Origin of the sequence: Paenibacillus sp. OAE614 (assembly GCF_040546645.1) — a bacterium.
Lineage (GTDB): Bacteria > Bacillota > Bacilli > Paenibacillales > Paenibacillaceae > Paenibacillus_AQ > Paenibacillus_AQ favisporus.
The window spans coordinates 5,529,935-5,553,210 of sequence record NZ_JBEPOD010000001.1; the positions used below are offsets into that span (position 1 = coordinate 5,529,935).

The following is a 23,276-nucleotide window of genomic DNA, read 5'->3' on the forward strand; positions in this document are numbered from 1 at the left end:
ACGTCATATTTCCGTCCGGCATAATTCAAGATGCTGCGCGGCCCCCTGATGATGTGGCTCCATCGCCAGCGCCTGCCGGAAATGCTCCTCGGCTTTCCGGATTCGGCCCAGACCCAGCTGCCCCAGTCCCATCATGTAATGGCAGTGAATTTCGTTGCGCTTGAGCAGATCTTCCTCAAACACGAGGAAGTCGGGAAGCGACACGGCGAAATAATCGATTTGCGGCCGGTCGAACAGATGCTTTTCCCCGTAGTCGACCAGCTTGTTGAAGCGGCTCCGCGCTTCCGCTTCCCGCCCCAGCCTGCGCAGGGCCGCGCCCTGGTAGAAAATCATGTGCGGCGGCTGGTCGTTGTAATACATGGCGCTGGCCGGCTCCTCCAGCCCTTGCGACGCCTGCAGCAGCGCATTTTGCGCTTCCTCCTGCCGGCCGAGCAGGCCATACGCAACGCCGAGGTAATAGTCGATGTTGTTCTCCTGAGCGCCTTCCAGCTTGCCTTCGCCGATGTTCAGCGGGTACTGCTTCGCGAGCAGCAGCTGCTCGGCAGCCTCCTCCGCCAGGCCTTCGTTCAGCAGCCTTTTGGCGATTTCGACACGGGCGGTCACGTATTGGGCCGGCACTTTGCCTTCCCCGCCTTCCCATGGATGGAAGTTGCGGGCGAGAATGAGGCTGAGCGCCTCCTCATGGCGGTTCAGCGTATTGTGAAGCGTTAAGTATTCGAGGTACAGGTCATCCCGAAGCTCTACCAGCTCACGGTGCGCTTCCAATGCCTGCAGCCGTTGTTCAGGCGAGCGGCCGGTTTTTTTGTACAGCTGGTCCAGCTCGTAAAAGACGCGTGCGTCCGCCGGGTTCAGCCGAAACGCCGTCTCCAGCGCTGCTTGCGCGTCCTCCGGGCGGTTCAGCTTGTTGTAATAGGCGAGCGCCAAGTTGCGGTAAGGCGTCGCAAAGCTGCCGTCCAGCGCCACCGAGGCTTCCCAGCACGCGGCCGCCTCGGCATGACGCTTTTTGTCATAGAGCAGGTTGCCCAAGTAGTACCTTGCCTTGGCGTCTCCCGGATGCAGTGCCGCCGCTTCTTGGAGCACGGCGTAATCGTGCAGCGTGTTCGGGAAGCAGTACGCCGGATCCGCCGCAGCAGCCTGCTCATCATAAGCGGCTGCCTGCTCATCCTGTCCGTTTTTCCGGCTCCAGCTCGCCTGGTAATAGCGGACCATCGGATAGACGTCCGGCTGTTCCGGTGCTGCGATGCGGCCCAGGACCTCCAGCGCGTCCGCGTATTGGCCGGCTTCGGCGTAATCCTGAGCCAAGGCGATGTAATTGTGCGCATCGCCGCGCATGAGGCCCGCCAGGCTGTTCAGCGCCTCCTGCGCCTCAGCCGTCCGGCCGGTATCGCGGAATACGGCGATCAGCTCGTTCCGGGCCGCGAATTCCACCGGATCGATGCGGATCGTATCCCACACGAGCGTCTCGGCCTCCGCGGCGCGGCCCAGCCTCCGCAGGATGACGCTTTTGAGATGACGGGCCTTGTAATGGCGGTATTGGACATTCAAGGAACGGTCCACCAGCTCGAGCGCCTCGTCGTACTGTCCCTGTCCGCAGGCGATCTGCGCGAGGGCAAAGTATCCCGCCGCCTGCCATGCTCCCGTCCACACGCTCTTGTAGAAGGCAGCGTATGCCTCTTCGAGCCGGCCCTGCCATTTGAGCGTTTGGCCGAGATGATAGAACGGCTCACTGTCATACGGCCTTGCGTTGTGGCGCGTCAGGGTGTCGATCGCTTTTCGGAAATACACTTCGCTCTCCTCAAAGCATCCCCTCCGCAGCAGCAGCAGCCCGTAAGCGTTGTTCAGCCGGATGTCGCCGGGATCCCGCTTCAGTCCCTCCAAATAATAAGCTTCCGGCTCACGGGTTGCGTGCCGGTACTGCTCCAGATGAAGCCCCGCCAAATATAGCGCTTCGGTGCTTGGCAGCAGCTCCGGCGCCTCGATGGCTTTGGCCGGATCGGGAATCTGCTCGATTTTCTTCGGTATCGGCCGGTAGGAGACCAGCTCCCTTCCGTCCGCGTCCAGTACGATGACCCGCAGATCCTCTTCCCGGACTTCGGCGCCGATGTTCACCTCTGCCTGGAACACGTCGCTCGGCGACAGCTTCACCGTTTTGTCCAGAACGATCTGTCCAGCACTCTTCAACAGCACGCGCGCTTGGTCAAACACCGAGGTGGCGTAGACCTGAACTAATGCCTGCCCGTCCGCCGTCTCCAGGTTTACGGCCGCGTCGATGGAGGCGTTCTTCACCAGACCTATTTTTTTATACGGCATAAAATACTGCTTGAAGCTCTTCTCTTCGTACGGCGCGAGCCAGCTGAAGTCCGGCTGGTTGTCGGTGTAGACGCCGGTCATGAGCTCGATGTACGGACCGTCCTCGTCCGCCAGATTGCGGTCCCATGCCTGGCCGAACTCTCCGTGCCCCCAGGTCCACTGCTTTTTCCCTGGCGACACATGCCTGTTCGCAACATGCAGCAGCCCTGCGCCGACGCCGTGGTCGTAACCGCCGACAAAATTATAGTCCGAGTGGTAGGCCATGTAGGAGGTGGGCACGGGAATGTTGCTGTATTTGGAAATGTCCACGCCGGCGGAGTAGTCCATTTTATAATAAGTGCCTGTGGCGATCGGAAACTTGGACACGTCGCGCTTGCCGTGGTCGAACACCGCATGCACGTCCGGCGGAAACACGGACTGCGTGTGGTCGTTGACCGCAACCGCCGGGTTAGCCCACCACAGAAACGTCTGCGGCGCCGCTGTCCGGTTGTACAGCTGGGCCTGAATTTCGAGGTAGGCCTTGCCCGGATGCAGGGTGAAGCCGGTCGTCACCTTGGTGCCGTACATGCGGTCGATTTCCCCGACCCATACCGTCGCGCTCCCGTCCGGATGATGTTCGATCGTATGCTCCACCTGGCCGAACGTGTTCGGGCGGTGATGCTGCGGCCAGTTGAACTCGATCCCCCCGGAAATCCACGGTCCGGCCAGGCCCACCAGCGCCGGCTTGATCACCTGGTTATGGTAGACAAAGTCGTACCCGTTCGTCTTGTCGACCGCCCGGTAAATCCGTCCGCCGATCTCCGGCATGACCTGGATCTGGACGTATTCATTTTCCAAAAAGATGATACGGTACGATTTCGGAACTTTTTCGTCGTAAATTTTATCGATGACCGGCAGCGGGTAGACCCGTCCCGAGCTTCCCTGATACACGCGCTTCTCCAGAAACATCGGGTTCGGATCGGGCTTGCCTGCCTCGTAAGTCGGGATTTCCACCCGCTCCTCCCATACCTTTACTTCTTCTGGCGCTTTGGCCATGCTGACTCATCCTTTCTTTCGCTTGGACGCTTTTATAATTGCAATGGTGATGTCTACATATCGGGAACCTTTCAAAACTCTATCCTCATCTTAAAAGGAAGCGGCCCCGCCCTCCATTCACGATCTCATAGGAATGATGGATTATATTATGATTTTTCAGTTTTGATAGGGATTGTTGAGACGGAGGTTTCCATTGACAAAGGACACGGACCAAACCATAGTAAATACTATGGAAAAGATACGAAAACCCGACGGATTCAAATCCGAGAAACTCATCGTATTGCCGGATCATATTCTGATGGAGGCATCATCGCATCCGCTGGTCCGTCCCCTCTACGTGACCGATACCGGATACTTCCCGCGCGCGCTGCATCATTACCGGGAGCGGCCCGAAGGCAGCGAAGCGGTCATCGTCATATTTTGCATGGAAGGAGAAGGCTGGTACCACTTGGGAAGCGGCCGGGCGCAGCCGGTCGGCCAGGGCCAGGCCGTCGTGATTCCCGCCCATACTCCTCACGCCTATGGCTCGTCGGAGGAGCATCCATGGAGCATTTACTGGTGGCATTTCAAGGGGGAGCAGACGGAGACGTTTTTTGATGGATTAAGTCCGGGACCCGGTTCAGGACACGGGCCAGGACACGAGTCAGGGCATGGGCCAGAGGCCGAGGAAGCCAGTACACATGTTAGCGAGTCCGATGAATGGAATAATATCGGTGCGGGTGCGGGCACAGCAGAGGGGCTATCAGACGTTAAGACCGCCCTAGGTGTGGGTGCACCGGGAACCTCGGACAGCGGAGACCTCATAGTGCCGCCTTCCCGTCCGTCGAAAACCGCCGCCGCATCCCTTCCCGTCACCCTGCCTCCGGACAAAGCGCGCCAGCTGACGGAGCTGTTCCAGGAAGGATATGCGCTGCTGGAGCAGGGCTATACGCTGAACCATATCATTTATGTGTCGCAGCTGGCGCATCACCTGGCGGCGATTTTGAGGCTGTGCCGGCTGCAGCCGCAGGATGGGATTTTCCGCCACAGCCAGCACGATATCACGCAAACGGTGCGGTATATGATGGACCGCCTGGAGGGCACCGTCACACTGAAGCAGCTTGCGGCTCAGGCGCGTGTGTCAGTTCCGCATTTTACCCAGCGCTTCAAGGAGGCGACCGGCTATTCGCCGATCGACTACTACCTGCGGCTGAAAATCCAGCTGGCCTGCAGGCACCTGGACCTCACCCAGCAAAGTGTGAAGGAAATCAGTCATCGTCTCGGGTTCCAAGACCCGTATTACTTCTCGCGCTTGTTCAAAAAAATTATGGGCAAGTCGCCCTCCGAGTACCGGGGGACACGGAAGGGGTGAAGTGGTGGGCCGGGTTTCTTTATCTCAAGTAACTTGGCCGGTACTACGTCCCTCCCCTATAAGAAAAGGACGCCCCCGGGCAATTTCCCGGGGGCGTCCTTTTCGTCTACTCTCATCAGTTCATGCGGCTGAATGGGTCACCGCCTTTTGACCCAGAACCGGCTCGCAAACTACCGCCGGTGAGCCCCAGCTGGGGCGGCCTACAACCTGCCGGCCAGCTACCGGCCATCAGCCAGCATTCGCCTACTCCACCGCCGTCACCCGGTACAGAAGGCTGTCAAAATCGCCCCGCAGCGGCAGCTCAATCCCGATGTTCATCAGCGCGCGTCCGCTCCAGCTGCCGGGCAGCCCCTCGATGGCGTACGCCCGGTCCGCCTGCAGCCCCTGCAGGCGCAGCCGCGGCAGCGGTTCGCCGAGGCGCTGCGAATGCAGGAAGGCGAACACGGCGCTGTTGGTGCCGGCATCATCGACGTACTGCACGGCAGTGACGCCCTTGTGCTGGAGATCGGCCAGCCGGTACTGGCGGCCGAACTGCACAAGCGGGCGGATCTCCTTGTACTGGCGGATGAATTCGCCGGACTGCTCGATCAGCTCGTCGCTCCACTCGTTCAGGTTGGAGCCGATGCCGAGCGTGCCCATCATCGCGCTGTGGAACCGGTACTTCAGCGACACATTCCGCTTGTTCATGCCTGTCGGCGATTCTGTCACCCAGCAGGTCATCATCCGCGGCGCATACGTGTACGAGAAGCCCTCCTGGATGCTTAAGCGGTCGAACGCATCGGTGTTGTCGCTCGGCCAGGACTGGTCGGCATACCGGAAGATGCCGAGGTCGATCCGTGCGCCGCCGCCCGCGCACGTCTCGAATTCCACATGCGGGAACCGGCGCCGCAGCTCGGCCCAAATCTCGTACAGGCTGCGGACATGGCGGATCCACAGCTCCTTCTGCCGGTGCAGCGGATGGCCCTTCATGCCCGGCTCGGTGACCGTGCGGTTCATGTCCCATTTGATGAACTTGATGCGGTGGTTCTGCAGCAGCTCGGTCATGAACTGAAGGATGTACGCCTTAACCTCCGGCTTCGAAATGTTCAGCAGCAGCTGGTTGCGCAGCTCCGTCCGCGGCCGCGTCTCAAAATGGTACACCCAATCCGGGTGGGCCCGGTACAGGTCGCTGTCCGGATTGACCGCCTCCGGCTCGACCCAGATGCCGAACTCCATGCCGAGCTCGTGAACCTTGCCGATCAGCTCTCCCAAACCGTTCGGAAACTTCTCCTTATTCACGTACCAGTCGCCAAGCCCGGCCCGGTCGTGATTCCGCTGGCCGAACCAGCCGTCGTCGACGACAAACAGCTCGACGCCCATCCGCGACGCCCGCTCGGCCAGAGCCATCTGGTCTGCGGCGTTCACGTTGAAATACGTCGCCTCCCAGGAGTTGTACAGCACCTTGCGCGGCTCAGAGCTTGGCAGCACGTACGCGTGCTGGTACTGATGCAGGTTCCGGCTCATGCCGCCGAAGCCGCCAGCCGTGTACCCGCCGACAAACCACGGCGCATCGAATGACTCGCCGGCTCCCAGCACCCACTCGCTGTCGAAATCGTTGATTCCGCCGGTCACCCGGACATGATTGAACACCGTTTTCTCCGCGGTAATCTTCCAGTTGCCGCTCCAGGCGAGCGCCCCGAACCAGACACGGCCGTCCGTTTCCGTCGCCTGGCCTTCATCGACGGCAAACCACGGGTTGGCGTGGCTGTCGGTAAAGCCTCTGCGCGACTCCAGCACCTTTTTCCCCTCGCTCAGCACGTTGCGGCGGAGCTGGAATTCGCCCGACCATTTGCCGGTGACATGCGTCAGCCGGTAATCCCGCAGATCCGGCAGGCTCCACGCAGCCGACTGGACGCTCTCAAGGACGATGTCCTCCCCGCCGGTATTGACGATGCGTGCGGAACGCTCAATCAGGTCGTATTCCGGGATAACCCGGTACAGAAGATGGGCTTCCAGCGGGTAGACCCGGTCCTTCAGCACAATGACCAGCGTCTGCCGGCCGTCCTCCTCGCGGATTTCATGACGCACATAGCCGGCCGAAAGATCCCGGACGCCATCCGGCATACACACCTTCAGGGAAGGCTCGTCATAGTTAACCCCGCCCCAAAAGCTGTACTCCTCGGCCTGCATATCCACTTCGGCATCAAAGGAGCTGTGCGACCGCCCTCGCAGCAGCGGCGCGCAGTCGTCGATCGTGACAGACTCGCCCCAATACAGATGCTGCAGCCGGTCCCGTTCATTGATCCCGAACACGTAGGAGCTGCGCTGCGTATGAATCGCAAAGATCCGGCGTTTTTCTTCAAACTCAAACTGCATGTCTACATTTCCCATCGTCCCTCATCCTTTACCGTTTGAAAATGGATCGTTTCCCGCTAGCTTCGGGCGTGCAAGCCATCACGGCCCGCGCCCCGGCAAAAAAAGGGAGGCCAAAGACAAAGGCCGTCTTCTCCTCCCCCGCTTGCGTTATTTAGACTCCGTCCACAGCTGCTGGCGCTTCTTATAGTTCTCGGTGTAGATTTTCTCCAGTTTGGAGAGGCCAGCCGCCTCGACTTCCTTCATCATTTGGTTGTACTGCTCGGTCACCTGCTCTTCGGTCGGAGCCAGGGCCATCTTCAGGAAATATTTGTTGATCGTATCGTTGACCTTCGTATCCATGATCGCTTCCGGCGTGCCGCCCGCAGGTCCCAGGTTGTCGTACGGCGCGGTGTCAAAGGAGGTATCGGCCAGGTTTTTGATCGCCAGATCGGTCACCGGATCAGACTGGAAGCGGCCGATCAAGTCGTAAGGCGTGCCGTCGGAGCCCGGACCGTTCTTGATCATCCACGTCCATTTGCGGATGCCTGTCGTCCGGGAAGCCTCATCCCAGTTTTTCTTGAACGCATCGAGCACTTCCGGACGCGGCACATGCTTGCCGTCCTTCATGTCCCAGTCCTTGCCTTCCACGCCCCACATCAGGAGGTACTGTCCCTCCTCGCTGGCCAGGAAGTCCAGCAGCTTCATCGTACGCTCCGGATCCTTGTTCGAGCGGGTGATCGCTACGCCGTCCCAGCCCAGGGAGCTCTTCGGACCGTACGTCGTCTGGTCGGCGCTCACGCCCGGAGCCAGCACTTTATATTGATAGAACTGGCGCTCGTCGGCTTTGGCCGGATCGGACGCTTCCGATTTCAGCAGCGAGTTGGGGTTGCCCACGTTCCACAGCGCTTCGGCCGTAGCGAACACGTTGCCGCCCGCCAGCTTCTGCTCGAACTGCTTCGTCTTCATCGTCGCCCATTCCTTGTCGAGCAACCCTTTACGGTACAAGGAGTTCAGGAATTTCACCATCTCCAGATAACGCGGATCGCGAATGTCCTTCTTCAGCTCGCCGTTCGTTTCATAATACGGCATCATGCCGAACATGCCCTTGAAGGTGCCGGATACGCTGCCGATATTTTCGCCGTTCAGCGTCATCGGGATCGATTCCTTGCCGTCGATCGTCGGATATTTCTCCTTGAACTTCACCAGGAGGTTCTCGAACTCTTCCGCCGTAAACGGCTCGCCGTTGTTCACTTTGTCCCCGACGCCAAGCTCCTTCATCATATCCATGCGCATCATAAAGCCGAAAACCGGATATTTCTCAAGGCCGTACCAATTGGCAAAATAATAGTTTTTACCGTCGTCGTTTTTCGTTTTGGCCAGGGTGTCGCCGTACATTTCTTTAATATGCGGACCGTACTTGTCGATCAGATCGTTCAGCGGGATAATCGCGCCCGATGAAATATATTTGTTCATGATGTCGCTGCCGCGGTCCAGCATGACGACGTCCGGCAGGTCGCCGCTCGCCAGCATCAGGTTCAGCTTCTCCACCGGGTTGCCGGTCGGCTGCTGAATTTCGACCGTGACGCCGGTCTTTTCCGTAATCGCTTTGGCAACCGGGTTGTTGAACGCATCCCCCGTATTTTTATCGAACCACGTCAGCGTGATCGGCGCATTGCTGTCCGCGGCCGCGCCCTTGTCATCACCGGATGCCGCTTTCCCGCCTCCTCCGCCGCCGCAACCGGTAAGCGCTGTCATAACGAGGGCTGCCGCGAGAATCCCTTTGATCGTTTTCATTGCCTGAACCCCTTTCTGAAGTCGTCATATTCTTGTTCCCGAATACATGTCTAATTGTAAAAACGGGGAGTTCAATTAGCTATAACGCAATATTACAATTCATAATGGAAAACGTCTTTCATCGTTTCAAGGCGGCTTCTCATCCTGGTGCTTTTACGGCAGACGGAGGCGGATCGAGCGGTATCCGGATCGTGACGGCGGTGCCGATGCCCGGTTTGCTGAACATGGACACCCCGTATTCCCCGCCATAAGTGAGCTTGATGCGGTCATCCACGTTTTTGATTCCGTATCCGGAAGCTCCGGAAGGACTGTCGCTCTTCTGCATCGCCTGGTCCAGCTGCTCCGCCGTCATCCCGGCACCGTCGTCAATGACCTGGAGCAGCATGTCACGCCTGTCCCGCTTCAGCTTGACGTTAATGTTAACACCCGACTCGTCCCACATCGCGTGGTTGATGCAGTTCTCGATAAAAGGCTGCAAAATCAGCTTGATCGTCGTCCGCTGGAACAGCTCTTCATCGAGGTCGTAGTGCATATGCAGCTTGTCCCGGAAGCGGATGTCCTGAATCGCCAAATAATTTTTGACGAGATTGATTTCCTGCTCCACCAGAATGATCCGCTTTCCCTTGTTCAGCGACACCCGGTAGTACTTGGCCAAATAGTTGACCATGCGGTAGACCTGCCCCGCCCCCTCTTTCAAGGCCAGCGAAGAGATCGACGACAGCGTATTATACAGAAAATGCGGATTGATCTGCGCCTGCAGCGTGTTCAGCTCCGATTCCTTCATAGCGATTTCCTTTACGTACACGTCCTGGATCAGATTCTGGATCGTTGAGGCCATCTTATTAAAGGCAAAGGACAGCTGGCCGATCTCGTCATGCCCCATCGGTTTGATGGAGAGGCGGAAGTCGCCCCGCTCCACCTTGCGGATCTGCTGCAGCAGCACCTCGATCCGTTTGGTCAGCACCTTGGTGGTAAAATACAGCAGCAGAATGGCGATGCTGATCGTAATCGCGGAGAACCAGATGATTTTTCCCGTAGCCTTGTTCGTGTTGGACAGCAGCTCATCATACGGCACGGTAATGACCGTACTCCAGCCGTTGCTCAGCTTGTTATAGGTGAAAAAGCGCTCCTGCCCGTTCATTTTCAAGTCAAAATGTCCGGATGTCCCGCTCAGCTCTTTCTGAATGGGATAGAGGTCGTACAGCAAGCTGGAAGCCAGGTTCTGATCCCCCGTGCTGATGATCCTTCCGTTTTCGTCGATAATGTAGACGCTTTTGTTGTTGTTTTCCATCTTGATGAGGGAGTACAGCTCGTTGTCGCTAATATCCAGCGTTAAAATCCCGTAGGGATGCTGGAGGCTGAAATAGCTCAGCGAACGGGCCAGCGTAAAATGCGCATCCGGCGCCGTGTAGTCGTCCGTATGGGTATAGACGGTGCTTCCGGCGGCTTTCAGCGCCTTTTCCTTGATTTCGGCGGGCAGCTCCTCCATATATTTCACATACTGGCCGTCGGAGTACAGCGTTTTGTTGCCGGTAAAGATCGTGATGTTCTGAATGTTGGAATTCAGCGTCATCAGCGAGGGCAGCGTGCGGTTGATGTATTGAAAAGCGTCCAAATAGTAAAAGGCCTGCTCGTAATCCGTCGATAAATAATTGCGCAGCTGGGCATCCATGTACAAAATGTTCGACAGCTGGTTATAGTAATCCAGCCGCTTCTCCACGTTGGTGTTGATCTGGGCCAATGTCACATTGAGAGCAGTATACGTCTGCTTCGTAATCGTGCTGCGGGTCGACGTATACGAATAATAGATCAGAATGGAGAACGGCAGAATAATGACGATCAGAAAGATGAGGAAAAATTTGTGCCGCAGGCGCGGGCGGGCAAGCCTGCCTGTCCGGGTGAACGGAATGCGCGCAGCGATTTTATCCCAGAAGGAGATGTTTTCGGTATTCATTCGGCGTGACTCCTTGGTTTTTCACGAATAAGGAAATAAAGTAGGACGTGCTCTCGTAACCCACCATCTGGGCGATGTCCTGCACCTTCAGCGATTCGTCGGCCAGGTAGCTTTTGGCCTTGTCGAGGCGGATTTGGGTCAGGTAGTCGTGAATCGTCATCCCCGTTTTCTCTTTAAAAATGGACCGCAGGTAGTTCGGCGACAGGTACACCTGATCTGACAGGCTGTTAATCGTAATCGGCTGATGGAAGTTCTGGTCGATCATCGTCCGCACCTGATGCACCAGCTTGGCGTTCTTGTCCGCAAACCGCTGCCGGACCGAATCCGCCGCCTGCTTGGCGTAGTCCATCACCAGCGCTTCAATCTCGTAAATGGTTTGACAGCCGTACACGGTATGGTACAGCTCGGCACGCTTATGGCTTTCCGCAATCGGCTCGTGAATGTGCTCCAGCAGGTGCTCGATCCAGCCGATGGCCGCGCCGCACACCTCGTTTTTCACAACCCTCAGCTCCACCAGCTTGGCGATCTGCTCACTTAAAATCTCACCCGCCCGTTTCAGATCATGCCCGTCCAGCGCTTCGATCCATTCCTTCTCCGCAAGCGCGGGCGCCTCCCCACCCTTGGACTGCTGAACGTCCTCCGGCCCGATGACTTTTCCTTTTCCCGTGTAAAATAGCTCCGCCAATATGATCCGTGTTTGCCGGTACAGCGCCTGAATTCCCGTCAACGATTCCTCCTGCGGTGCCGTGGCGATCGTTACCGTAAAATGCAGCGATTGCCGGATACGCTCCAGCAGATCGTTCCAACCATAATCACCCGGCTTGGCCGCAGCGTCCATAAATAGGCCCATCTCGCCTTCTTTGAACAGGACGATGTCGGCGTCTATTCGTTTCTCGGCCAGCCATTCCCCGATCAGCTCGGACACCTGGTCGCGTCCGTCTTCCACGGATACGCTTTGTGCCTCAGCGCTGATGCCGTCCAGCTGCAGCAGGGCCAATGCGTACTTCTGACCCTCAGGGTGGCGCGATAGCCGGCGAAAGCTGGCGGCCAGATTTCCGGTGCGCTCCGCATCGGATTCATGAACGAGCTCCTTCAAAATATGGGAGCGGGTCACGCGGATCGAACGGTTCTTCATCCGCACTTCCTCGCATTGATGCTTTACTTTTTCGATAACGCTTACAATTTCGCTGAGATCGAGCGGCTTGAGCAAATAACCGACGGCCCCCACGTTCAAGGCCGATTTGACGTAATCAAATTCGTCGTGCCCCGTAAGGAACACGAGCTGCATCCAGTCATAACGCTCCCTTATATGCCGCGCCAGGTCCAGGCCGTTCATCAGCGGCATTTGCACGTCGGTCAGCACGATGTCGGGCTGGATCGCCTCGATCTTCTCCACGGCATCCCGCCCATTGACGGCCGTGCCTGCGACATAGAGCCCCATTTCTTCCCAGCGGATATAGTCCCTCATCATCTCAAGCTCCAGCTCTTCGTCGTCTACCAGAAAAATGCTGTACATGGTCTACCCCTCCAGTCCCCTTTTGCTAACGTTTATATAGAAATGAACTAAAGAAAGTCCTTTTTCTGACACGGAAATGCCCCGTGAATCAAGCGATAACGATAGAAACCTTTAGTTCATTCTATATTATAGTGGTTTCCCGTTACTTAACTAAGGGTCCTCACAAATGTAAGTCATTTTCAAGCATCTTTCGTTACAATGGCGTATCGACACTCATTTTTTGCGGGTTTTATAATTTGAGTTAACTTAAGATGCGAGGTGCCCCCTATGAAAACCGAACTGGCTTTACAGAAAAGATCGGAGCTCCCGATCCCCCGGCGCAAGCTGTGGGTGACCGTCAAACAACAGAAGTATCTGTTCCTCATGATGCTGCCCGCGATCGTCTGGGCGCTCATCTTCGCTTATACGCCCATGGTGGGGCTATACATGTCCTTTGTCAATTACCAGCCGACGCTGGGCGGCTTCTGGCATACGCTGTTTCATAGCGAATTTGTCGGATTCAAGTGGTTCCAGTACTTTTTCAACAACGGCGACTTTCTCATCGTCATGCGCAACACGCTGGCGTCGACCTTAATTACACTGCTGTTCTCATTTCCGATGCCGATCCTCATTGCCATCGCCATCAACGAAATCCGGAGCGTTCGCTTTAAAAAGACGGTGCAGACCGCATCGTATCTGCCATACTTTATTTCCTGGGTTATCGCGGCCAATATTATCGTGACGCTGCTGTCCTCGGACGGCGCAATCAACGGTATATTGAAGTTTCTGCATATTACTCGTGAGAGCGTTTTATTCCTGCAGCACGGCTCCTACTTCTGGTGGATCGTCGCGATCGGCAACACGTGGAAGGACATGGGCTACAACTCGATCATGTATCTGGCCGCCATCTCCTCCATTAACCAGGAGCTGTACGAAGCCGCCAAGGTCGACGGTGCCAGCCGCTTCAAGCAGATCCGTTACATCACGCTGCCGCACCTGAAGCCGACGATCGTCATTTTGCTGATCCTTGCCCTCGGCGGCATTCTAAATGCCGGCTTTGACCAGCACTTCCTGCTCGGCAACGATTTGACGCGCGACTACTCCGATGTGCTGTCTACCTACTCGTTCCGCTACGGTATTCAGAACGGCATGTTCTCTTATGCCTCCGCCGTCGGTATGTTCAGCTCCGTCGTCGCTTTTATCATCGTCATCATCGTCAACGGCATCGCCAAGCGGCTCAACGGCCAGTCTTTATTCTAATCGACCCGGGAGGTTTACGATATGAAAAACAGCAAAACGGTCCCCGAGCATCTGTTCGATGCCTCACTGTACGTCTTTTTGGCCATCATCTTCCTGGCGACGTTCTATCCGTTCTGGAACATCTTCGTCATTTCCCTGAACGACGCGACGGACACGTTAAAAGGAGGGCTGTATTTCTGGCCGCGCGTGCCGACCTTTGAAAGCTACATGACCATCTTCCGTAACCCGGAAATTTGGAGCGCCATCAAAATCACCGTGCTGCGTACGGTCGTCGGCACCGCCGTGTCCATCTTCTGCATCTCCATGCTGGCCTACGCGCTCAGCAAACGGAACTTGATCGGCTGGAAGTACTTCTCCTTCTTTTTCGTGTTCACGATGTATTTCGGCGGCGGCCTGATTCCGACCTATATGGTCATCAAATCCGTCGGGCTGATCGATTCGTTTTGGGTGTATATTTTCCCCGGCCTGATCGGCGTGTTTCTGATGATTCTCGTCCGGACCTTTATCGAGCAAATCCCCGGTGAGATCGAGGAATCGTCCAAAATCGACGGTGCGAACGACCTGCAAATCTTTTTCCGCATCATCATGCCGCTCTGCGTTCCCGTGCTGGCCACCATCGGGCTGTTTCTGGCCATCGGCCATTGGAACTCGTGGTATGATTCCTACGTGTACACCTACAAGCCTGAGCTGAAGACGCTGCAGGCCGTGCTGGTCAAAATCCTGAACCAGTTCCAGACGGCCAGCATGATGTCCGACGCCCAGCAGCTGGCCCAAAGCTCCAAGCGCATCCCGGTATCGAGCGAGAGCATCCGGATGGCGGTGACCATGGTCGCCACACTGCCGATCATTCTCGTATATCCGTTCGTGCAGCGGTATTTTGTGAAGGGGATCATGATGGGGGCGATCAAGAGCTGAGGAAGGACTGGGTGTGTGCGGGGATGGCAAAACCGAGTGTGGTAAGTCTGTGAGTGGATTAGATATGGCCGAGCTGTCTAGATGGCTGGCGAAACCCAGACGTTTGGCGCGTGGGGTAAGTGCGAGGGGTGAGTGGAGGAAACCCAGACGTTTGTGCGTGGGAGGGGCGGGATTGGGGTTTCAGCCGCTGTTGAGACCGGGTTCCTTGGAATTGATAAGGTGGTTGGAACCCGGTCTCAAAGGCGGCACGTAGACTTTCCACCCCAATTCCCGCCTCCTCTTGGAGCCACTTTTCCGTTGACTTCCACGTTTGTGAGGCCCTTCCCCATCTCTTGATGAGGAAGGAATAGGCTCGTTCCGGACGGCTTTGGCCGTGAACTCGCTTGAGACTGATCAGCGCCTGGCCCCTGGCCAGGCTGCTTGTGTTGCAGCAAATTCATGATGAAACCCAAAGTTTTGCACGTGGGAGGGCCCTCTTCCCCATCTCTTGACGGGGGTAATAGGCTCGTTCCGGGCGGCTTTGGCCGTGAACTCGCTTGAGACTGATCAGCGCCTGGCCTTTGGCCAGGCTGCTTGTGTTTTGCTTAGAGCCATTATTTTATTGCATCCATGTATAGAGGAAGGTTTGAAAGGGTGCCCTCATAGATTCGCTCCCTTTGGTTTAAAATCACCGGCCCGTTAGGCTTGCCACCTGGAACATGCGTATCATATCGATCATCATCATCGACTATACTTCCCCTGTTAGTTCAACTACTCCGCCAGGCGCACCGCGCCGCCGGAGTAGTTGAACTATCCGAACAAGGAGGAACGCGCAGCGGCAAATCCTTGTTCGGATATCAGGGTATGATAGACTTGTGTAGGGGGGCATGTTCAACCCCAGGGCCGGGATTTCGGAGTAGCCGAAATCAACCATGCTCTAAATTAAGCCCACGGCCGCAGGGTTCCCTTATTAAGATAAACTTTGATTATCGCTTGATTTATGCCTCTCATTATTTATAGAATTGGGAGTAAAAGTAAATTTTTTAAATCCGCAGCATACTTTACGTGATTGGTCAGAACGAAGGGGGATGAAGTGATGAAACGACTAATATACCTTGCGGCCGCCGTCCTCATCGTGATCGGCTTGGGGATTTTCTACTTTTCACCAAAAACCTTTACGTTTAAAGAAGCTGTACTGGATAAGCTCGATACTAACCGTGTGGCGTCCATTGAAATCATCAAACGCGATCAGCAGGGTGAGCACACCAAAAATGTAACGAATTCGGAAGAAATCAATGAAATATTGAACTCACTTTTTGCGGCGAATTTAAAAAAGTTCGGATCATCAGACATTCAATTTACCGAATCCTACTGGATAACTGTGAAAACAACCGACGAAGGGAGAGCGTACGGAATCACTCTCTATGATAGCGACTATATGCATACCTTTGAGTACAATGCAGCAGCACCTAAAAATGCATCTAGGTCATACAAAATTACGAACGACTTCGATGCTGCAGCTATTCGAAATGTATTTAAATAACTGTTGCTTGCAAGCCCGGTCCCTTTTATTGTGAAATGAAAAGCATTTGCCTCTTGGCCACCTCAGTGAGGATAAAATCCGTCCTTCCTCAATGGACAATTTCATACTTTGTCTTACAAAAGAAGGACTCGATACACTACATTCTCCTGCTGGCGGATCGACTCTAAATCCCTGTATCTAGTACTAATCCCAAATATTTTTACTATATATAGAAATCAACAATTAGGAAAAGATATGTACTTCTGTCCACCATTTAAAAGACAAAACTTGAATTTGTTCATCGTATGTAGACAGTCTAAAAAAACTGTGAACTCGCTTTATCGCAGACCATTCAGCTATCCCCTGTATAATCCAGATTTTTGGACTATTCGTTGCCCCCCCAAACGGTCCGGTCATCAAACGGAATTTACCGATATTTGCTTCAGGAAAATTCACCTAAGTTGAGCAGCACGCTTTCCCGCCCTCCTCCAATTTGTGGTAAGATGTCAGTAATTATGGTATGGGCGGTATACCGCCTGTCATGATCCTTACAATTCCGTTCTACAGATGATGCACCCACCACTAAAAAGGAGGACAATCATCATGAAGAAGCTGCTTGACCACTTGTAACGTGAACTCGTCGTTCGCTGGAGTATCCGAATTCGTGGACCGCCTCTTGTAAGCATGATCCAACTCCAAATTAATATAAAAAAGGGAGGCTGTACCCGGGATGAGAAGCGAACGAGAAATGTTGGATTTGATATTGAATGTAGCCAAAAGCGACGAGCGTATCCGGGCCGTTGGGATGAACGGCTCGCGGACGAATCCGAATGCGCCGAAGGATGTTTTTCAGGATTACGATATTGTGTATGTCGTGACTGGCGTGGGGTCTTTTATCCAGGATCCCGACTGGGTCAACGTATTCGGCGATCGGATCGTCATGCAAAAGCCGGAGGAGATGAAGCTCATTCCTCCGTCTATGGACGGATTTTATCCGTATCTCATGCTGTTCACGGATGGCAATCGGATTGACCTGACCCTTTGCCCGATCGATAAAAAGGATGACTGGAACGGCGGTGACCGCTTGGCCGTGGTGCTGCTCGACAAAGACCAGAGTCTGCCGCAGCTGACAGAGCCTACGGATCAGGAATATTGGGTACAGCAGCCGACCGCCAAACTATTTGCCGACTGCTGCAACGAGTTTTGGTGGGTCTCGCCCTACGTCGCCAAAGGTTTGTGGAGACAGGAGATCCTGTATGCGCTCGACCATTTGAATGTCATCCGAGAGATGCTGGTCAAGATGCTCGAATGGCAGGCCGGCGTCCTTACCGGGTTCTCGGTGAGCACCGGCAAAAACGGGAAGTACTTAAAGGGATACATTCCCGAATCGAGCTGGGAACAGCTTTTGGCCACCTATCCAAAAGGCCAATACGAAGATGCTTGGAACGCGCTGTTTACTATGACCGACCTATTCCGCAGCACGGCGCAAGAAGTGGCGACGAAATTCGGCTTTGCCTATCCCAATGAAGATGACCGCCGGGTGATGGCATACCTGGAGCGTGTCCGAACCCTGGAACCCGGGGCCGCTGAAATATTCGCGCCAGGGCGTGAGCCAGGTAAAGAAGCGTAGGTACAGCACATGCTAACGTTGGCGACCTACACCGAACGTGAATAACATCGAAAACCAGCCGGACCCTGACGGGGGCCTGGCTGGTTTTTCTTTGGAAGGTGGTCTTGCTGCTTTCGTGGCCCGGCTGTTTTTTAGAGTGGTCTATGGCTCAAGTGTTACGACCAGAGCGAGACATGCTATCCCCTTTTTAATGGCTCAGGATTCGCAGCACCTGCAGTCGCGTTCCCAGACTCTCCACGTCTTTTCGCCCTGTGTTTCTGATCTCCACCCGCATTTCGGCCGGTTCGGAACCGCTGGCTAGCATGATGATCACGGGTCTGTAAGCCAGCTTGCACCAATCGTCGAAAAGGTTCACCTCTTGAAAAGGGCCTCCGTTCACGGCGTATTCCAGAATGCCGGAGTCGGGGCCCATGAACAGGCAGAGTCCCGTTCCGCGGCCAGTCACGATATAACTGAGGCTTGCTCCTTCGTTCAGCGCCTCCAAGTGACCGTCATCGTAGCGCCAGTTCATGACCGGCTTGTGCTGAAGCCCGTTGTAGTCGAATCCTCTCTGGCTTAAAATACTGTCTGCCCGGATCATGCGTCCGTACTCGTAATTCCCCGCCTCCAAAGGCGGGAGGGAAAGGGCATCCCTTCCAATGCTGGTGGCATGACCGGTTTCAGCTATCGCATCCAGTCCTATCTCAAAGAAAGGCTCCAGGAATTCCCGGGCAAAGCCGGCATATAGCGCGTGGCCCTCGTCATTCGGATGGACGCCATCCGGCGCGAGTTCCTTCCATGACCAGCGCCCCTCCTCGATGCCCTGCTGAATGGCTGAGGCGTAGTTGACGGAAGGGATGCCGTAATAAGCGGCGACCTCCTCGTGTACGGCGATGTTGAACGGGACGCCCGGTCCTAAATTTTTGTCCGCTGCGGTATAGACAAAGCAAAGGTCCGTCTGCGGTGAGCGCCGCTTGCAGCCGCGGACGATCCCCTCCATGCCTCGGATCGACTCGCTGCGGTCCGTCCCGTCGTTGACGCTGAATTCGACGAACAGAAGATCGACCGGCCCGTGCTCCAGGACATGCTCCTGCAGCCGGTGCGCGCCGAAGGTCGAGTCGGTGCCGCCGACGCCGGCGTTGATGCAGGCCACCCGGTCGGCACCGTGGCGATCCTCAAGCCAGGTCTGTGTCAGCCCACGCCAGCTGGTCTTATCCGCGTCCGAAGCTCCCGCTCCCTCCGTGATGGACCCGCCAAGGAAAGCAACGGTTACGGGCAGTCCCTTGCGTATCTTATCCTGAAATGCGGGTAGACCGCTCCGGGTATGGATGATGGGTTTGGGATACGCATGCGGATGAATCGGCTTAGAATGCGGCATGGTCCCCGGCCCCCTTTGCCTGTCGTTCTTGCCACTCCTGCCGCTCCTGCCGTACTTTCCGGGGTTCGGAACTCTCGCCTTCCGTTTCCGCTGCCCCAAGCTCCATTTCCAGCCGGTTAACAAGTTCGATGAGCTGCATCGGTTCGCTGATCGTATAAGCGGGCTGCTCGGACTCATCTGCCGGCGTATGGGGGTACCTTGGCGTCCAGCTTTGAAAAACGCTGATGATGCCAAGGGCGTTCGCTCCCTTGATATCCCTGCTTAAATTGTTGCCGACCATGACGGTGCGGGCAAAATCCGCTTCGGACCCGTTCAGCGCGCCGATCGCCGCTTTAAACATCCGCGGGCTCGGCTTGGTGGCCTTGATCAGCTCGGAAATGATGAGCGCATCGAAATAATCGTGCAGGCGGTGCTGACTCAGCACGTTTTTGAAGGATTGTGCGTCCCCATCGGCCACGAGCGCAAGCGTAAAGCCAAGCGAATGCAGCGTCTTCACCATCTCCGCGGCCCCCGGAATCAGGTCGGCGCTGACCACGATTCCGTCTTCGTCACGAACCTCGGTAGACTCGTCCACCAGCGTATCCCCGCTGTCCAAAAATACGATCAGTCTTTTCTTGTCGATGACGTCCATCTCCTTTATTCCTCGTTCTATTCGTCTGTCGGAGCCACCTTGAAGCCGACCGAATTGTCGGCCATTTCAACTCCGCTGCAGCGTTCCAGCTTAAAAAGTCCGTCGGGGTTCAGCCCATTAATGAGCCCGCCCGAATACAGCCCGTCTTTGCTGCCGGCCTTCTCTGCAAGCAAAATATCGTTTCGGCAAAAGGCTAGCCCTTCCGTACTTCGCGCCGACAGCAGCACGGCATGAGCCGTTCTGAACCGGTTATCCTCGATCCGGATGTTGCGGTGGACCGATACGTCCGGCACGGAAGGCTCATTCTCGGGAGCGATCCGGATCACGGGGTGCTCCTCTCCGCCGCAGTCGATAAATTGGTTGCCCGCAATGCGCACATCCGTGACAGCGCCTGATTCGTACCAGGAATTCGCGTCGCCCGCAACCAGAACGGCACTCATGTTCATGCGTTCAAACCTGTTGCCCTCTATGACCGTCTTCCGCGGCGACGACACCAGTATGCCCCGGGTCGGTATTCTGGCAAAATGGTTCCTTTCGATCACGACCTCCGGTGTCCACGTCACGTTCTCGATGACATCATGCTCCCCTATCGATGCTGCGGCCGGCTGCTCCAATGTCAGAAGAAACTCGCGGGGGCCGAGCATCTTCACGGCGGCGATCCGCCCGAAAGCATAGGACGCAAGACTGTGCGCATTGACAAAGGCAATCTCGTCTCCCGAAAAGAAAGCGCGGAAACCATACGTTTGCGGATGCATGAATCGAGCCCGCACTTGATCGGGCGCCGGCTGGCCGACGATGCGGAGGTACGTGCCGTGAACGTTAATCGCATCGTCATGAGGTCCGGCAAAACGGCTGTCCGTGATCGAGACGCGGCCCCGGCAGCCTGAACAATGGATAAAATCGGCGAAGCCCGCCACCGTTCTCCCCGTCTCAGGGCGCGGCGTCACATCCAGATCGGCGAAGGTCAAATCCGCGCTAAACTGGCCGACGATGCCCAGCCCATGCATAAAATGAAGGCCCATGCCGATCAGACTGATCCTCTCGCATTCCAGGATCAGCACGCCGACCTGGTCACGAATACCGTCTCTCATTTGTACGGTCATTCCAGCCGAAACATGCGGAGCGGCTTCCTCCCCAAAATGAAACCGCAGCCGCCGGCTGCCAATTTCCTCAATGCGTTCAGCCCGTGACGGCCAATCTTCCACACGCCAGGTGGCGTTTTGGGCCATGTCGCAGTGCTGTACCGGCCCTTCCCGGAATACCCATCCTTCACCGACCCAAGTGAGACGTCCGTCTTCCAGTTCATAATGTGAATCCGGATGCACGCAAACGTCGAGCTCATGATCTCCACGCCGCTCCACGGTCATCTCGGTCACGGTCGGTACCGCATAGTCGAAGCGCAGGTTGCGGATTTCCATATCCGCGCAGCCGTCCAGCAGCAGCATCGTTTGCTTGCCGTGGATCACAAAAAGGGAACCGTTCCCCTCCAGCGTCAGCCGGCGAAGCCCCTTCAGCAGCAGCGCGACCGTTTTCGTGACGTCCGGGTTTTCCTCCTCACTGGCCGTATTGGTAATATGATAAGCCGCCCTGACGGCATGCTCCGGATAAAAATGATATGTTCCAAATGGTACGTCCAAAACGACGGGGCCGTCATGCGAACCGGCTGCCTCAAGCGCGAGCCGCATGGCTGTCCCTGCATTCGCCTGCAAGCCCTCAGCGTCGCCAAAATCCGCCAGTGATATCATTTTGAACAGCGCCGGACCCGGATTTCCAGAATCAGTCATGCCTTGCTCCTTTCGATGCGTTGTCTGCCCCATCCTTGAATTACAATCGCAGCCCATGTTGCAAAAATAAAGGAAAACGCGGAAGATGCCAGTCTGTTATAGAACCGGCATCCCGTATAGGAGCCGGCAGGCCAAGCTGCCGGTTCCTTGTTCAATCGTATTATTTTGCTAATTTATCATAAGCCGTCTGCAAAATTTCCAGGTAACGGTCCAGCTGCAGGTCCTTCAAGCCTTTCACATAAGCGTCCCAGTCTTTGTCCAGGTCTTTGTTGCCGGTCACGAACTGCAGTTCATTTTGCTCAATGTAATTTTTCAGGTTGGTCTGCAGCATGCTGGCTTCATCGATTTCGGTTGGATCGATCCAGACGGACCAAATCGGAAAGATTTCTTTAGGCTCATGTCCTTGGTACAGAAGCGTAGCGTTGTACAGTCTGCGCTCATAGCCGTCCGAAGCGTATATATCGGTGCCCTGTACCCAGGTATCGCGATATTCTTTCGGCATGTAGAAATGCCCCATTCCGCTCCATCCCGCATTGTGCGGCTGCTCGCCTTCCTTCGTCGGAATCGTTTTGACCATCGGCTTGACTCCTTCACCAAGCGCTTTGTCTCCCGGCTCCGGATCCGTCCAATCGATGCCCTTCATACCGGTTCCGGCATTGGTTTGCCCTTCGGGCGTGAACATATAATCCACCATTTTAATTAATGCGATCTGCGCTTCTTTGCTTGCTTTATTCGTAATCACGAATTTGGCTCCGGAAGTGACGCCCCCAGCATCATGCGTGGCATACGAGATGCCGTTCGGACCGGTCAATGGCGGCAGCGGGTTGTAGTGTGCGGAACGGGTGTTGCCCGGGTCGATATTGACAAAGATGGCCGGGTGCATGCCTGCTCCTGCGCCAAGAATTTCAGCACCGGCATTTTCGCCGACTTTTTTGAAGGCCTCAGCGTTTTGCGTAAATGCGCCCGGGTCGATCAGTCCTTCATCATAAAGGGACTTAACGTATTTCAATCCTTCCTTCCACTCCGGCGTAATAGCGGCGGATTGCACTTTGCCGCTGCTCATCGTCAAATAGTTCCGATCATCGTCATAGATAAAGCTGTTCATCAGATAAGGAATGATGCGGACGCCGAAGTCCTCTGTCGAACCGCTGAGCGGAACTTCGTCGGCTTTGCCATTGCCATTGGGATCCTTCGTTTTAAAAGCCTTCAGAACCTCTCTGAATTCCTCGGTGGTCTTCGGCTCTTGAAGATTGAGCTTTTTCAGCCATTCGGTATTGAGCCACATTTTATTCGGATAGGAACAGTGGAAGCATTCGGTATAAGCCCCAAGCCCATAGATATTGCCGTCAGGGGCCGTGACAAGAGCTTTCATTTCAGGACTCTCTTCCATCGCCTTCTTGATGTTGGGCCCATACTGCTCGATCAGATCGTTCAGAGGAATCAGCACCCCCTGCTGCCCGTATTTCAGGACGTCAGCCTGTGAAAATTCATCGATGTAGGCTGTCAGCAGATAAGCATCGGGGTAATCGCCGCTTGCCAGCGAAATCTGGCGTTTCTCCTTGGCTCCGTCGGAAGGGTTAATCTGCCATTTAAACTGAATGTTGAATTTGTCCTCGACGAATTTGGTAAACTTGTTCGTCGGAATGTCGATTCCCGATTCCTGGACGGCGAACACGCTGACCTGTACAGGCTTCGACGATCCCCCGTCGGCTGCGGTACCGCCCCCTTGTGCGCTGTCCGGGCTATCTGTCTTTTTGCCGGAGCAGCCGCTGATGACGATGAAGGTGGCCATCAGCAGGATAAACATTCGTATTAGGCTTTTTTTCAATCGAATCGCTCCCTTTTTAATAGTTCTGCAGCAAGCTTCTTATGCCTTCCTCTTCTCAAAAAAGGGCACCACCTCCATCTAAAATGGAATAAGAATC

Annotated in this window: 14 protein-coding genes; 5 read left to right on the forward strand and 9 right to left on the reverse strand. The window is 55.6% G+C overall.

Annotated features, from left to right (window positions below; translation table 11 throughout):
• Nucleotides 1-3: 3 nt before the first annotated feature.
• A complete protein-coding gene (locus tag ABIE48_RS25535) occupies nt 4-3,345 on the reverse strand; it encodes a DUF5107 domain-containing protein (RefSeq protein ID WP_192716969.1) in 3,342 nt (1,113 codons plus the stop codon).
• Between the two features lie 193 nt (nt 3,346-3,538).
• Between ABIE48_RS25535 and ABIE48_RS25540 the strand changes: the two genes are divergently transcribed.
• The gene (locus ABIE48_RS25540) at nt 3,539-4,696 is read left to right on the forward strand and encodes an AraC family transcriptional regulator (RefSeq protein ID WP_354519887.1); all 1,158 of its coding nucleotides are present in this window, start codon (nt 3,539-3,541) and stop codon (nt 4,694-4,696) included.
• Between the two features lie 243 nt (nt 4,697-4,939).
• Here ABIE48_RS25540 and ABIE48_RS25545 read toward each other — a convergent pair whose 3' ends face one another.
• The 4 genes from ABIE48_RS25545 to ABIE48_RS25560 form a co-directional block, all read right to left on the reverse strand.
• Complete coding sequence (locus ABIE48_RS25545; RefSeq protein WP_483312668.1) at nt 4,940-7,066, reverse strand: alpha-galactosidase; 2,127 nt, start codon at nt 7,064-7,066, stop codon at nt 4,940-4,942.
• 132 nt (nt 7,067-7,198) lie between these two features.
• Nucleotides 7,199-8,824: an ABC transporter substrate-binding protein gene (locus tag ABIE48_RS25550; RefSeq protein WP_145164054.1), complete on the reverse strand. Its 1,626-nt coding sequence runs from the start codon at nt 8,822-8,824 to the stop codon at nt 7,199-7,201.
• A gap of 139 nt (nt 8,825-8,963) precedes the next feature.
• Nucleotides 8,964-10,778: a cache domain-containing sensor histidine kinase gene (locus ABIE48_RS25555; RefSeq protein ID WP_192716970.1), complete on the reverse strand. Its 1,815-nt coding sequence runs from the start codon at nt 10,776-10,778 to the stop codon at nt 8,964-8,966.
• On the reverse strand, nt 10,747-12,294 hold the full coding sequence (locus tag ABIE48_RS25560) for a response regulator (protein ID WP_192716971.1): 1,548 nt from the start codon (nt 12,292-12,294) through the stop codon (nt 10,747-10,749). Before ABIE48_RS25560 ends, ABIE48_RS25555 begins: the two co-directional genes overlap by 32 nt.
• Nucleotides 12,295-12,561: 267 nt before the next feature.
• On the opposite strand from ABIE48_RS25560, the gene ABIE48_RS25565 reads away from it, so the two are divergent.
• The 4 genes from ABIE48_RS25565 to ABIE48_RS25580 all read left to right on the forward strand — a co-directional run bounded on the left by ABIE48_RS25565 (nt 12,562) and on the right by ABIE48_RS25580 (nt 17,579).
• On the forward strand, nt 12,562-13,533 hold the full coding sequence (locus ABIE48_RS25565; protein ID WP_105441951.1) for an ABC transporter permease: 972 nt from the start codon (nt 12,562-12,564) through the stop codon (nt 13,531-13,533).
• A 21-nt stretch (nt 13,534-13,554) separates the two neighbouring features.
• Nucleotides 13,555-14,448 carry a carbohydrate ABC transporter permease gene (locus tag ABIE48_RS25570; protein WP_076175584.1) on the forward strand — a complete coding sequence of 298 codons (894 nt, stop codon included), beginning with the start codon at nt 13,555-13,557 and terminating at the stop codon, nt 14,446-14,448.
• A 1,075-nt stretch (nt 14,449-15,523) separates the two neighbouring features.
• Entirely contained in the window at nt 15,524-15,970 is a 447-nt protein-coding gene (locus tag ABIE48_RS25575; protein WP_192716972.1) for a hypothetical protein, read from the forward strand.
• 709 nt (nt 15,971-16,679) lie between these two features.
• Complete coding sequence (locus ABIE48_RS25580; protein WP_192716973.1) at nt 16,680-17,579, forward strand: aminoglycoside 6-adenylyltransferase; 900 nt, start codon at nt 16,680-16,682, stop codon at nt 17,577-17,579.
• Nucleotides 17,580-17,766: 187 nt separating this feature from the next.
• Here ABIE48_RS25580 and ABIE48_RS25585 read toward each other — a convergent pair whose 3' ends face one another.
• From ABIE48_RS25585 to ABIE48_RS25600, 4 genes are all read right to left on the reverse strand, one after another.
• A complete protein-coding gene (locus tag ABIE48_RS25585) occupies nt 17,767-18,936 on the reverse strand; it encodes an SGNH/GDSL hydrolase family protein (protein ID WP_192716974.1) in 1,170 nt (389 codons plus the stop codon).
• Entirely contained in the window at nt 18,923-19,567 is a 645-nt protein-coding gene (locus ABIE48_RS25590) for an HAD family hydrolase (RefSeq protein WP_192716975.1), read from the reverse strand. Before ABIE48_RS25590 ends, ABIE48_RS25585 begins: the two co-directional genes overlap by 14 nt.
• Nucleotides 19,568-19,584: 17 nt before the next feature.
• Nucleotides 19,585-21,351, reverse strand: coding sequence for an alpha-1,3-galactosidase-related protein (locus ABIE48_RS25595; RefSeq protein WP_192716976.1), 1,767 nt, complete (start codon nt 21,349-21,351; stop codon nt 19,585-19,587).
• 160 nt (nt 21,352-21,511) lie between these two features.
• Complete coding sequence (locus ABIE48_RS25600) at nt 21,512-23,179, reverse strand: extracellular solute-binding protein (protein WP_354519892.1); 1,668 nt, start codon at nt 23,177-23,179, stop codon at nt 21,512-21,514.
• Nucleotides 23,180-23,276 lie beyond the last annotated feature (97 nt).

Bases quoted from the DNA above. Each gene is read 5' to 3' on its own strand.
- ABIE48_RS25535 (WP_192716969.1), bottom strand. From the start codon at position 3,345: ATGGCCAAAGCGCCAGAAGAAGTAAAGGTATGGGAGGAGCGGGTGGAA.
- ABIE48_RS25545 (WP_483312668.1), bottom strand. From the start codon at position 7,066: ATGGGAAATGTAGACATGCAGTTTGAGTTTGAAGAAAAACGCCGGATC.
- ABIE48_RS25550 (WP_145164054.1), bottom strand. From the start codon at position 8,824: ATGAAAACGATCAAAGGGATTCTCGCGGCAGCCCTCGTTATGACAGCG.
- ABIE48_RS25555 (WP_192716970.1), bottom strand. From the start codon at position 10,778: ATGAATACCGAAAACATCTCCTTCTGGGATAAAATCGCTGCGCGCATT.
- ABIE48_RS25560 (WP_192716971.1), bottom strand. From the start codon at position 12,294: ATGTACAGCATTTTTCTGGTAGACGACGAAGAGCTGGAGCTTGAGATG.
- ABIE48_RS25565 (WP_105441951.1), top strand. From the start codon at position 12,562: ATGAAAACCGAACTGGCTTTACAGAAAAGATCGGAGCTCCCGATCCCC.
- ABIE48_RS25570 (WP_076175584.1), top strand. From the start codon at position 13,555: ATGAAAAACAGCAAAACGGTCCCCGAGCATCTGTTCGATGCCTCACTG.
- ABIE48_RS25575 (WP_192716972.1), top strand. From the start codon at position 15,524: ATGAAACGACTAATATACCTTGCGGCCGCCGTCCTCATCGTGATCGGC.
- ABIE48_RS25580 (WP_192716973.1), top strand. From the start codon at position 16,680: ATGAGAAGCGAACGAGAAATGTTGGATTTGATATTGAATGTAGCCAAA.
- ABIE48_RS25585 (WP_192716974.1), bottom strand. From the start codon at position 18,936: ATGCCGCATTCTAAGCCGATTCATCCGCATGCGTATCCCAAACCCATC.
- ABIE48_RS25590 (WP_192716975.1), bottom strand. From the start codon at position 19,567: ATGGACGTCATCGACAAGAAAAGACTGATCGTATTTTTGGACAGCGGG.
- ABIE48_RS25595 (WP_192716976.1), bottom strand. From the start codon at position 21,351: ATGACTGATTCTGGAAATCCGGGTCCGGCGCTGTTCAAAATGATATCA.